This window comes from Roseibium sp. ROS1 (assembly GCF_054658215.1).
In genome coordinates, this window is record NZ_BAAGIG010000001.1 from 655,385 (window position 1) to 667,891 (window position 12,507).

Annotated in this window: 7 protein-coding genes; 2 read left to right on the plus strand and 5 right to left on the minus strand. The window is 59.6% G+C overall.

Going from position 1 to position 12,507, the window contains the following annotated elements; translation table 11 throughout:
* Window positions 1–66: 66 nt before the first annotated feature.
* Window positions 67–762, minus strand: coding sequence for a response regulator transcription factor (locus ACYQ6M_RS02875; protein WP_152505720.1), 696 nt, complete (start codon window positions 760–762; stop codon window positions 67–69).
* On the minus strand, window positions 759–2,216 hold the full coding sequence (locus tag ACYQ6M_RS02880; RefSeq protein WP_460072030.1) for a sensor histidine kinase: 1,458 nt from the start codon (window positions 2,214–2,216) through the stop codon (window positions 759–761). The genes ACYQ6M_RS02875 and ACYQ6M_RS02880 overlap by 4 nt, the downstream gene beginning before the upstream one ends.
* Before the next feature lie 228 nt (window positions 2,217–2,444).
* Between ACYQ6M_RS02880 and ACYQ6M_RS02885 the strand changes: the two genes are divergently transcribed.
* Window positions 2,445–7,832: a two-partner secretion domain-containing protein gene (locus tag ACYQ6M_RS02885; RefSeq protein WP_460072032.1), complete on the plus strand. Its 5,388-nt coding sequence runs from the start codon at window positions 2,445–2,447 to the stop codon at window positions 7,830–7,832.
* 6 nt (window positions 7,833–7,838) lie between these two features.
* The gene (locus tag ACYQ6M_RS02890) at window positions 7,839–9,608 is read left to right on the plus strand and encodes a ShlB/FhaC/HecB family hemolysin secretion/activation protein (protein ID WP_460072034.1); all 1,770 of its coding nucleotides are present in this window, start codon (window positions 7,839–7,841) and stop codon (window positions 9,606–9,608) included.
* A 6-nt stretch (window positions 9,609–9,614) separates the two neighbouring features.
* Here ACYQ6M_RS02890 and rfbA read toward each other — a convergent pair whose 3' ends face one another.
* Genes rfbA through ACYQ6M_RS02905 form a run of 3 tightly spaced genes read right to left on the minus strand, consistent with a single transcriptional unit; the run spans window position 9,615 to window position 12,244 of the window.
* Window positions 9,615–10,523: a glucose-1-phosphate thymidylyltransferase RfbA gene (gene rfbA, locus ACYQ6M_RS02895; RefSeq protein ID WP_460072036.1), complete on the minus strand. Its 909-nt coding sequence runs from the start codon at window positions 10,521–10,523 to the stop codon at window positions 9,615–9,617.
* Window positions 10,520–11,794, minus strand: a complete 1,275-nt coding sequence (locus ACYQ6M_RS02900) for a glycosyltransferase (protein WP_460072038.1) — start codon at window positions 11,792–11,794, stop codon at window positions 10,520–10,522. The genes rfbA and ACYQ6M_RS02900 overlap by 4 nt, the downstream gene beginning before the upstream one ends.
* Before the next feature lie 15 nt (window positions 11,795–11,809).
* Window positions 11,810–12,244 carry a MarR family transcriptional regulator gene (locus tag ACYQ6M_RS02905; RefSeq protein WP_228148025.1) on the minus strand — a complete coding sequence of 145 codons (435 nt, stop codon included), beginning with the start codon at window positions 12,242–12,244 and terminating at the stop codon, window positions 11,810–11,812.
* Window positions 12,245–12,507: the final 263 nt, after the last annotated feature.

Consider the following 12,507-nt stretch of genomic DNA (forward strand, 5'->3'; position numbering starts at 1 on the left):
AAGGCGAGGGTGCCAGACCCTTCGGGTTCCGCCGTGTGCTCGGCAACCTGAGCGAGACAAACCGGGCTAGCTGTCCATCTTGCAGGCGGCGCTAAAGGAATATCCGACGCCATAGACAGACTTGATGGGCGATTCCACCCCGGTCTGATCCTGGATCTTGCGCCTGAGGCGGCTGACGACGGCATCCAGATGCCGGTTGTCGAATTGGGTCTGGCGATTGGAAAGAAGCCGGGAAAGATCGTCCCGGGCGCAAGGAGCGCCGGAATTGGAGACCAGGGCTTCCAGAAAGATCCTTTCGGTTGCGGTCAACTTTATGGCGTCGCCGTCCGGTGGCAGAAGCTTCCAGGAGACATTGTCCAGCACCCATTCAGCCGTGCTGTTGCCTTCTGATGAAGCGCCGGACAGTCTGCGTATGAGGCTCTGCACCGCAGCCAGTATTTCCCTGAGGCTGGTGTGCTTGACGAGATAGATGTCCGCGCCGCTGTCGAACCCGCGGACACGGCTTTCGCTGTCACCGTGTGCGGTCAGCATGATGATGCCGCAATTGATTTTCGCCCTCAGGTCACCTGCAAGGTCGAAGCCGTTTCCATCCGGCAGCGAGACATCCAGGATCACGACATCCGGTCGGTCCGCGTCATCCAGCGCGGTCCACATTTCAGCTGCGCCGCCCGCGCCGCTAACCTGAAAGCCGTTGAGACGCATATAATCCAACAGGTCGGCGCGAAGAGCACTTTCGTCCTCCACGATCAAAATCCTGTTCATGCCGGTTCCTCCTCCTGCATGGTCTCAGAGTCCGCTCGAGCAAATCCGGGAAGCGGCAGGAAAACTCTGGCAATCGTGCCGCCGCCTTGTCTTGCACTCAAATCCAGATGTCCCTGGTGATAGCCGACAAGCTGCCGGCAGGAATGCAGGCCGAGCCCGCTGCCTCCGGTTCCGCCTGTATTCGAGGCCCTGTAGAAGCGGTTGCCGATCTGCGCCAGGTCCCGATCCGGAATGCCGATCCCGCGGTCTTTCACTTCCAGAACGATATCACCGCTGAGGGCCCCTATCGTGATCTCGACCTCGGCGTCCTTTGGTGAGTATTTGAGCGCGTTGTCGACCAGATTGACGATCACCGTGCGGAGCATCTCGGTATCTCCCCGGTATGCCGGCATCGGCGCAACGGGATGAAGTCTGAGGCGTTCGCCAAGGCCGGCATGGTCGAAGTGCCGCTGAACGTCCTCATAAAGGGCCGAGAAATCCACCTGCTCGATCTTCAGCACACCTTCATCCTGCCGCTCGCTTGCAAGAAAACGATCGATCAGCATCGTCATGCGGGAAACGGCCTCGTCGATGCTTTTCAGACGTTGGGCGACAGCCTGCTGCGGTCGTTCCAGCATCAGGGCAAGCATGTCGCTAGCGTAGCGGATTGCGGCCAGGGGGGTGCGAAACTCATGGCTGACCATGCGCATCAACTGGCGCTGGTCCTGACGGGCGGCCTTCTCCCCTTCCAGACTGGCGGACAGTTCTCCCTCCAGACGCCGTCTCAATGTTACTTCGCGCGCAAGCGCAGCGTTTCGGTCGCGCAAATCCATGGACAGGCGCATGCCCACCATGAAGATCAGACAGAAGAAAAAGCCGACAATGAAGATGTGTCCCTGGAAGAAGTACCATGTGTTGATGTTGGTCATCACCGGATTGGCGACCGTTGATGGCTGAATGTAGACGAGTGCGCTCTGCAGCAGACTTGCGGCGGAATATTCCCCAAGCAGGAAGATCATGATCCAGCGCAGGAAAGGGGGTTGGGAGCGGTCGCGGTAAAGCGTCCGGATCATCAGTGCCATCATCACCACCGTGAAGGCAGTGGAGGCATGAATGCGCAGACCGAGGTCTGTCGGGTCATAGATAACGGCGAAGATCCAGAACAGGAGCTGTGCCGCCAGACAGAACGCGCTGATACCGACAAAACGGGGTTGTCCCAGGAAGCGCGCCAGGCCGTCGGCCCACAGGACCAGGCCAAACTTGATCACCATGTTGTCCGTCACAACGCGAATGAGCGATGGGTCCGGACCGCGCTGCAAATAGAGAAACAATCCAATCGCAATGGCGAAGAAACCGGCCGCGATGACCTTCAGTTCATAGATCTGGCGCCAGACGAACCAGACGAGAAGCCAGGCAACTGACATGAAAGCGGTTGTCGCGAATTCCAGTAGCAGCATGGTCTTGAGATCGAGCATGCGCTTGTGATGACGGAAGCGGCCTGCCTGTTCAAGTAACAGTTTCGAGGCCTTGATTGCGGCAGCTTCGATTTCAGGCAGGTGTCACCCAAAGGAAGCAAATCTCGTCAGAATCTGTCAGAATTGATTAGTATTGGTAGGTGGAATTCGATCACTCGCCATCTGTATTTACACCAATGTTGACCGTCGTGGGCACAAGACGACGCAACAGCGGGAGTAATGATACAAATGGCGTCCAGGACCCAAAACACCGGCGTTTCAAGCGCAACGGTTGAGCCTGCCATTCCCTCCGGCTCAAACCGGACAGCCTCCCTTGCCGCATTTCTGCTGCTGACGACAGCCCTTGTCCCCACCGCAGCCTTTTCAGGCGATGCCCTGCCGCAAGGGGGCAGTTTCACGCATGGCAACGGAACCATTACGCAAGGTGGTTCACGGGTTGATGTGAAGCAATCAAGCGATGCCGGTATCGTGAACTGGGGCAGCTTTTCCATCGGGTCCGGCAATCAGGTTCATTTCGACAACGGCGCCGGTGCCACGCTCAATCGGGTCACGGGCAATGTGCCGAGCCGTATCGATGGCAGCCTCAGCGCGACGGGCAGCGTGTTTCTCGTCAATCCCGCCGGAGTTGCCGTTGGCAGCGGCGGGCTTGTGTCGACAGGTGGTTCGTTTGTCGCTTCGACGCAGGACGTTACCGACAGCGATTTTCTGAATGGCGGCGGCCTGACCTTTTCCGGTACGAGCGGTGCCGAAGTCGTAAATGCGGGCACTATCCGGTCTGCGCAGGGTGATATTGCACTGATTGCGCGCCGCGTTGAAAACCGTGGCACGCTTGAAGCGCCCAACGGCACCGCAGCCCTTGCCGCTGGCTACGAAGTCCTCATGAAAGACGTCGCCGATGCAGACGGCCTGTTGTCGGTCAAGCTTGGCGGAGCCGATACCGAAGCACTCAATTCCGGAACCATCGCGGCGGCCAACGCTGAAATCCGCGCGAATGGCGGCAATGTCTTTGCGCTGGCTGGAAACACGGATGGTGTCGTCAAGGCAACCGGTGTCAGCACTTCCGGTGGCCGGATATTCCTGACGGCGGGCAATACGGGCAAGGTCCAGGTCAGCGGCAAGCTCAAGTCGCGCAGACTGGCGGAGAACGTTCCGGTGCCGGGTGCAAAGCCGGCGACCGAGGGGGGCGCCATCACGGTGACGGGCGGAGAAATCACGATCACCGGTACGCTCGACGCCTCGGCGGAAGAAAGCGGCGTCAAGGGTGGTGAAATCGTGGTGTTTGCCGAGGACACGGCAAGTGTTTCCGGATCGTTGAGCGCCAGGGGTGGCGTGGGCGGTGAAGGCGGCTTTGTCGAAACGTCTGCCCGAAACACGATCGATTTTTCCGGAATTGCGGTCGACACCTCGGCTGAAGGCGGTCAGACCGGTCTCTGGCTGATCGACCCGGTTGACCTGACGGTCGATGCGGCGGCGGCGGCAACGATCTCTTCCAACCTTGCCAGCAACAACGTGAGCCTGCAGACCACCAACTCGTCGGCAAGCGGTCCGGGCAACCAGAGTGCGGGCGACGGCAACATCACCATCAATTCCGGCATCACCTGGACGAGTACAAACACACTCACGCTCAACGCCTATAACGACATCGCGATCAATGCGGCCATCGACGGCCAGAACGGTGGGCTGACCCTGCTGGCTTACGGTAACAGCGGCACGGCTGCCGTCGGCACAATCTCGACGGGAGCGGCCGGCGCGGTCGATGTCGACAATTTCACTCTCACCAGGGGTGTCTGGGATCAGGTCGGCGCGGGCCTGCCAGACTTTGCCACGAACGCACTGAGTGTTGGCTTCGGGACTTTCATCCGGGCGCAGGGTGGCGATGGCACTTTTTCCAACCCTTATGCGCTATTTGACGTTTATGGCCTGCAAGGGATAACGACCCATGACAGGCGTGGTGGCGGGTCCGGCGATATCAGCCTTTACTATGAGCTTGCGAACGATATCGACGCGTCGACGACATCATCTTGGAATAACGGTGCTGGCTTTGACCCTGTTTCCTTTTCCGGAAGCCTGGATGGCAAGGGACATACGATAGACGGCCTCTATATCAACCGGCCTTCCGAAGGTAATGTCGCACTCATAAGCTATTGGCAAGACAACTATTTCACTTCCGGACGTGACCTTGAGATAAAGGACCTTACACTCACGAACGCGTCTGTTACCGGCGACAACCAGACGGCAATTCTGGTCGGCGACACAGGTGGTGGAAACTATCACGGTCACAACATGTCGAATGTGACTGTCAGTGGAACCGTTCAGACGAATTCCTGGGGCGCAGGCGTCGTGGCCAGGTATTTCGGCAACATCGACCAGTCGACCATGACCAATGTTCATGCGGATGTTTCCGTCACGACGACGGATGGGGGCAGCGCCACCGGCGGCCTCGTCGCGATCATGGGTGAAGGGCTGACAATCTCGAATTCCAGCTCGACAGGATCGATAACCGGAGGGCAGGTCGGTGGTCTTGTCGGCACCACAGACGACAACGACAACAGGATCGAAAATTCCTATTCGACGGCGACAGTCACCTCGTCAGGGAGCTTTCGGGAGGCTGGTGGACTGGTTGGGTACGCAGAAGATCTGACGATCTCGAACTCGTCTTTTGCGGGCCAGGTGCTCGGCACAAACGGTGCCGCGGCTGGAGGGCTCATCGGTACGGCCGACAGGAACACGGTTATTCAGAACTCCTTTGTTACGGGTCTTGTAGAGGCTGAAGGGTATGCAGCCGCATTGGTCGCTGAAGTCTCCGACTCAAGCGTTTCGATAACCGACTCGGCCTGGGATACTGAAACGACCGGACAAACCGAGGTGATCGGTTACTCGGCTCCCTATACCGCTACCGTGACCAACACGAGCGGCCTGACGACTTCTCAGATGCAGGGATCCCTGACGCTGGGCAGCTTTACGCTGGACAGCAGCATCTGGGGCACTGGCAGCGGACTTTTTCCTTATTTCAAGTGGGAGTATGCCGCCACACCCGAGGCGGTCTCAGGTATCGTCTACAGTGACGCGGGCACGACGGCCCAAACCGGAGCAAATGTCAGCGCACTTTCCGGCGGCAATCTTGTCGGCAGCGCTGTGAGCGGGGCAAACGGGTACTATTACATCCTGACTACGGCCGGATCGCTTAATTCCGCAGGGGCACTGGCCTATCTGGACGGTGAAAGCACCAAAGCGGCGACTTTCGCCGATACAGTAACGTCGACCGGCGTCTCCGGAGCCGATATCTGGGGCAATGCTTTCAACGTCAATACCGGTGCAGCGGCCACGACGGACGTGGTCACCGCTCTGGACACGACCATCGGCGCGTTCAGCGACACCGATCTCGACTTCCTGTTCAACACGTCGGCGGTTGTGCGAACCGACCAGAATGGCAACAGTCTCGACTTCAATTTGAATGCGACGTCCAACTTCAATCTCGACAACAATCTTTACGCCGGTGGCAACCTGACTGTTGCAACGAATGGTACATTTTCGGTCGGCGACAGCAACACCATCCTGTGGGCCCATGACGGTGACCTGACAGTGAACGGCGATGTCGCGTGGTCTAACAGCAACCAGCTTTCTCTCTACGCCGACGCCAGCAACGCCTCCATCAAGATCAACGGCTCCGTCACCGCGGCGAACGGCAAGCTGCGTGTGGACCAGACGAGCAGCGCAACGAATGTCACTTCAACGGCGACGGGTGATATCCATGTCGACGATTTCCAGTCCGATACCGCCTGGCTGCAGGTCGGCAGCAGTTTGCCGGACTTTTATGCCCGGGATTTCGATATCCAGGGCGGTCATTTTGTGCGTGCGCTTGGTGGTGATGGATCGCAGGCCAACCCGTACCAGATCTTCGATGTCTACAGTCTTCAGGGCATACAGTCGGGTTCCGGAACCACACCGGTAAACTATGTGCTGACCCGGGATATCGACGCTTCGGGAACAGCGGCATGGAACGGTGGTTCCGGCTTTGCATCGACAAGCCTTCGCGGCAATTTCGACGGTGGCGGCCATACGATCGACGGCCTGACCTCGACAGGTAACTTCAACACGATCGGGTTGTTTGGCGTCGTTAGAGCCGATGGTCAGGATATCTCCATTCATGATCTCAAGCTGACGAACGTCAACATCGCGGGAGGGATCGGTGTTGGCGGGCTGATCGGCAACGCCGTTGGTGGCAAGGTCTCGGTATCGGATGTTTCGGTTGGCGGCACGGTGACAGGCGCAGGTAATGTCGGCGGCGTCGCCGGTGTTATGGCGTCGGAGTATTCCGTTACCGACACACATTCTTCGGCTGATGTCAGCACCACGGCCTATGCTGCAGGTGGCCTTATCGGCAACAGTCAGACTTCTGATGCATCACAGGTTACCCGTTCGTCCGCTTCCGGCAACGTCAGCGGCCGTTATGACATCGGTGGACTGATGGGCCGGGTGTCAAATGTCGACGTTTCCAGATCTCATGCCAGCGGAACTGTCACGCTCCTTGCCGACAACACGGGTGGTACCACCACACCATATGGCGCAGGCGGTCTCATCGGCTCCATTGATTCGGGCTCGGTAGATCTCTCTTATGCGACCGGAACGGTGCAAAGTTCCGACAGCATCGCGACGCGTCTCGGTGGGCTGGTTGCCCACTCCCTCGGAGCGCCTATCACACGGTCCTTTGCGACTGGCGACGTGATCCACACCGGCAGCATGGCCGGCGGGCTCGTTGGCCTGACGGTCAGCAGCATTTCCGACAGCTACGCCACCGGGGACGTGTCTGGCAGCAATGAGATCGGCGGCCTTGTCGGGCGGATGCTTGACGGGTCGTCCGTTACCCGTTCCTACGCAACCGGTGCCGTCTCCGCAAGCGTGAACGGCGGCGGCCTGGTCGGCACAATGGACGCAGGTACGATCACGCTCACCAACAGTGTCTGGGATACACAGACTACCGGGCTGAACAATGCAGTCGGCAATCAGCTTGGCGGTTCGGTCACCAATGTTTCCGGTGTGACCAGCAGTGCCATGCAGCAGCTCGACACGTTCGTTTCAGCCGGTTTTGGAATTGACGACCAGGGCGGCACGGCGAACACCTGGCGCATCTACGAGGGGCAGACAACTCCGCTCCTGCGAGGTTTCCTGACCGCAATTACGGTAACGGGTGACGACAAGTCCAAAGTATATGACGGAACGGTCTACTCCGGCGGGTTCACCTATGCCTTGTCGTCTGCCGGAGCGAGCCTCCTCGGAAGTTTCGATGGCGGTGCCGCCGTCACGGCAACCGCGGCCGGAAGTTATGCCATTGGGAACAGCTTCTATTCGCATCAGTTCGGCTACGACATTGTCAGCGTCGATGGCACGTTGACGATCACAAGTCCTTCCGAAACGTCTGGTTCTTCCGGCAGCGGACAGTCCTCCACCGATCCTCGCCAGCAGGTACTGGAGCGCAACCGGTTGCAGAACCCGGATGCCGACGAGGCACTTGAAGACAACCCCTCTGCCTGCGAGCCGGGCGTCGTCGGCGGCGAAGGTGCCGTTCACCCCTGCAACCGCTCGTTCGGTCGCTGGCTCAGTGCGGCGGCAGAGTAGTCCGTCATGACAAGACATACGATAACTGCGGCCCTGGTGGCCGGTCTTGCGCTCGTTTCCGAAGGTTCATTCGCCCAGCAGGCTCTTGAGAGAAACCTGCCTGCTGCCGAACCCGGAGAGCCGGTCTCGCTGGACGTCGCCCCCCAGGACTTCGGTGCCACCGACAGGTCACCACTCGGCGTTGACCTGGCCGGCGTTTATCTGATCGGCCAGTCCGACGATGTGGCAGGCCGGGCTCCAAAGGGCATCGGTGGTCCGGCGGCTGCTTTCGATCAGGCCGCACTGGATGCCGTACTGTCGGAGTATCTCGGCAAGCCGCTTTCCCTCGCCCTTGCGGGGGAAATCCAGGCTGCCATAGCCCGCGTTTACAAGGATGCCGGCTATCCGTTCGTATCCGTTACCCTGCCACCGCAGGAAATAACCAGCGGGGTGCTGCAGGTTAGGGTGATCGAGTTCAAGTCGGGCAACGTGACGGTTCAGGGGCTCGACGAGCGCGACGCCGAGGAGATCCGCGCAAGGCTGCGGATCAACCCCGGTGGGCGCATTGATGCGCGCGCACTGGAAGAGGATCTCGGCTGGTTGAACCGCTCCCCCTACAGGCGGGCGGGTGGGGTCTTTCGCCCGGGCGAGGATGCTGCGCTCAGCGACCTCGAAGTCACGATCGATGACGGCAGGCCCTGGCAGGTGTTTGCGGGGTGGTCCAATTCCGGATCGCAGGACACAGGACGCGACCGGTATTTTCTGGGTGGCAATGCGCGTCTTCCCTTTCCGGGCGGCCCCTGGCTTTCCTACCAGATGACGGCCAGCGACGACCTCTGGAGCGATCCGGGAATTGTCATTCCGCGTGAAGGCGACTACCCCTCCTATGTGTCCCACGCAGGCAGGCTCACCATTCCGACGTGGGCCCGGCAAAGTCTTGAAATCGCACCGGCATTGGTTGCCTCACGCGAGACGCCGAATCGCTTTTTCGACTTTGAAAACACCACCTACGAATTGCCGATCATCTACAGGTCTGCCGTCTCTAATCTCCTGCCGGGGCGCTATTGGGGGGATATCTACACGGGCGTCGAGCTGAAACGTCTGGAGCGGACAACCTTCTTCAATGGCGTCGCGGTTGCCGACGGTGCCGCGGACCTGTTCCAGATGGTGCTTGGCTGGAGCAATTCGTTCGATGACCGTCTTGGCCGCACGGCAGTGGATGTCAGGGTGAAGGCCAATCCGGGAGGTGTTCTTCAGGGAAATGCGGCAACCACCTGGCAGACCTTTACCAACGGGCGTGTCCAGTCGGTCGACTATGCGTATCTTGCGGCAGACATCAGCCGGACAACGTCTCTTCCGAACAGGTTCTTCTGGGTAAGCGCCCTCTCGGGCACGCTCGCCGGGCAGGTGCTGCCGGATACGGAGCGGATCTCGCTTGGTGGGCGGTATGCTGTGCGTGGCTATAACTACGATGATGCCAGCGTGGACAGCGGTGTCATCTGGCGGAACGAATTGCGTCTGCCGTCCTTCTCGCCGCTTGCCGGCAACCTGCCTGAAAGCTGGCCGCAATCGCTGACAAACGACAGTCTGTCTGCCTACCTGTTTGCCGATATCGGCTTCGGGATCGATCACGCCACAGACGACAATGCGACACTGTCCGGTGTCGGCGCCGGCTTCGACTATTCTCTTGGAGACAATCTGACGGCAAACCTGATCGCGGGCGTTGCCCTGCAGGACGCAGGAGAAACGGAAGCCGGGGACCTCAATCTGCAGGCCTCGATCACGGCGCGCTTCTGACGCTTCTCACGAGGCCTGGGCGCTTGCCGGTTCATATTGCGCTTTTGCCGCTTCCCTGGCGATCCAGTTCAGGTAACGGCCGTAAGTCGTGCCTGAAATCTCGCTCGCCAGGGCTTCGAGATCACCTCTTGAGATCCAGCCCTGGTAGAATGCGACCTCTTCAGGACAGGCAATCTTCAGGCGTTGGCGGGATTCCAGTGTCTGGATGAAGCAGGCTGCTTCCAGGAGCGATTCCGGCGTTCCCGCATCCAGCCAGGCATAGCCCCGGCCCAGCATCTGGACGCTGAGGTCACCGCTTTCCAGATAGGCCCTGTTGATGTCGGTGATTTCAAGTTCGCCGCGTGCGGATGGGGTTAGGGTCCGGGCGATGTCGACAACCCTGGCATCGTAGAAATAGAGGCCGGTCACCGCCCAGTCCGATTGCGGGGCAACCGGTTTTTCAACGATTGAGGCAGCCTTGCCAGCGCTGTCGAAGCCGACAACGCCATATCGTTCGGGATCATGAACCTGATAGGCGAATATGGTTGCGCCGGTCTCGTTTCTCCGGGCCGCAAGCATTTTTTCCGACAGGCCGGTGCCGTGGAAAATGTTGTCACCCAGAATGAGGGCCGACGGTTCCCCGCCCAGAAAGTCTTCCGCGATCAGGAATGCCTGGGCGATGCCAGCAGGGTGCTTCTGGACAGCGTAGGACAGGTTCAGACCCCAGCGGTTTCCCTTGCCGAGGACGCGCTGGAACGCGCTCAGGTCCCGCGGTGTGCAGATGATCAGAATGTCTCGAATGCCGGCAAGCATCAGCGTGGTCAGCGGGTAGTAGATCATCGGTTTGTCGTAGACGGGCAGAAGCTGCTTCGAGCTTGCCAGCGTCATGGGAAACAGGCGAGACCCGGCGCCGCCGGCAAGAACAATTCCCTTCATACCCGGTTCCACTCCGTCACCACGTTGCGCCTTCCGGCGACTGGTCCAAGGCGGGGCTGCCGTTGCGCCGAACGGTTCGGCAGCTTGCTCAAGAGCGCCTGCAGGCGCAGGACGCAGGCTGACAATTCGTATCTGGCTACAACGGTCCGGCGCGCTGCCCGGCGCATGGCCTGCCGTTCTGCCGGAGACTGCAACGCCGAACAAACTTCGGCAGCGATTGCCTTCGTATCCCAGAATTCGACGAGCCTGCCGTTGACCCCGTCACGAACGACTTCCTGAACCGGAGCGGTTTTGGACGCGATGACAGGTGCCTCGCAGGCCATGGCTTCGAGAAATGACCAGGACAGGACGAACGGGTAGGTCAGATAGACATGGGCTGCAGAGACCTGAAACAGGCTCAGGAGATCCTTGTGCGGGATCTGGCCCAGAAAGTGGATCCGATCGGGTGGAAGGCCGGTTTCCTGAAGAAGCCGGTTGCGCCATGTGTCGCCACGAGACGGTGCGCGTCCGTAGCTGACGCCGTCGCCACCGGCAACAACGAACCTGGCTTCCGGATTTTCGCGGGCGACCAGTGCTGCCGCCTGCATGAATTGCGGAAAGCCGCGGTAGGGTTCCAGGTCACGTGCCGCGAAGGTGACCACCGGATCGCCCGCGGTCAGGTGCCTACCGTCCGGCAGGCGAAATCCGGCCATCGCGTCGGGGCGAGCCCGGGTCGTGTCGATGCCTTCATGCTGCACGAGGATCTTTGATCGGTATTCTTCGGGATAGCGGCTCTTCTGCCAGGCCGTCGGGCTGATGCCGGCATCGAGCTGATCCAGAGTGGACAGCTGGATGGCGTTACGGAGCCTCATGGTCTGGCGCTGCTGCAGCGACATCTCGTCGGAAGGTGCAAACCCGACGTCTCCGCCTTGCGGCTGGAAGTAATATTCGCAGAAACCGATGGCAGGTACATCCGGCAGGGCATCCTTGACGAACATCATGCCGCCCCAACCGATATGTCCCATAACAATGTCGGGCTTGTGGCCGTTCAGGTCCAGCTTGTGCAGGATATCGGCAACCTTGCGGCCTGCCTCGATGTAGGGCACGGAAGGCCGTCCACCTGCGTTGCCCGCCTGCCGGGTGTCACCGGCATAGCGCAGCACACGCAGGCCCGGCACCGGCCGGTCCAGGGATTCGCATATGAGCGTGGCAGTCCAGCCATCGGCGATCAGACGTCGGGCAAGATGAACGAACTGCCCGGGCCCATGCCGGTGCACGAACACGATATGCATGTGCCAAACCTTCGATCAGAAACGGGTGCCGTCCAGACGCAAGGGGGATTGTTGAAGGTCCGTTGCCCACAGGACTTCAAGCTTGCGCAGCAGTGCGAATGTTTCCTCAAGAGCCTTCAGGTCCTGCTCGGATCGCACGATCTGGTCCTGATTGACCTCGTCGGCTGCCTTCACGGCTCTGCAAAGCATCTTTCCCTTGTCGGTCAAGCGGATACGGGCTGAGCGCCGGTCCCGTGCCGAAGCCGTTCGGTCGACGTAGCCGGACTGGACAAGTTGCTTGAGGCTGTAGGACGCATTCGATCCGAGATAGTGGCCGCGGTCCATCAGATCCCGCACGGACAGGTCGTCGTCACCGATGGTGAAAAGCAACATGGCATGGGCGGGAGAGATGTCGTCCGCGCCTATTCGGATCAGATCGACACGGAGGCGGTCAAGGTAGCGCCGGTACATTCGTTCGATGACTCTTACGAGTTCGAAATGGTTCGCTTGCGACGCCGGAGCCGCGATCCTTTCCCTTTCCCCGTATGATGAATGATTGATGGATTCTTCAACCATAGGTTCAGTCCGCGAAACGTGCCCATTCATGTCCCTTGTTGCGTCTTCTAAGACTTTGTGCATTTGCCCCAAACTCCCACCTACATTCGAACTAAATTCGAAATAATTTCATCGCTATTCTGCTCCCTGTCTATGCACATTGATGCATTTATTAGTTT

Excerpts from the sequence above, each read along its gene's own strand:
- rfbA (WP_460072036.1), bottom strand. The coding sequence starts at position 10,523 with ATGAAGGGAATTGTTCTTGCCGGCGGCGCCGGGTCTCGCCTGTTTCCC.
- ACYQ6M_RS02885 (WP_460072032.1), top strand. The coding sequence starts at position 2,445 with ATGGCGTCCAGGACCCAAAACACCGGCGTTTCAAGCGCAACGGTTGAG.
- ACYQ6M_RS02880 (WP_460072030.1), bottom strand. The coding sequence starts at position 2,216 with ATGCTCGATCTCAAGACCATGCTGCTACTGGAATTCGCGACAACCGCT.
- ACYQ6M_RS02900 (WP_460072038.1), bottom strand. The coding sequence starts at position 11,794 with ATGCATATCGTGTTCGTGCACCGGCATGGGCCCGGGCAGTTCGTTCAT.
- ACYQ6M_RS02905 (WP_228148025.1), bottom strand. The coding sequence starts at position 12,244 with ATGTACCGGCGCTACCTTGACCGCCTCCGTGTCGATCTGATCCGAATA.
- ACYQ6M_RS02875 (WP_152505720.1), bottom strand. The coding sequence starts at position 762 with ATGAACAGGATTTTGATCGTGGAGGACGAAAGTGCTCTTCGCGCCGAC.
- ACYQ6M_RS02890 (WP_460072034.1), top strand. The coding sequence starts at position 7,839 with ATGACAAGACATACGATAACTGCGGCCCTGGTGGCCGGTCTTGCGCTC.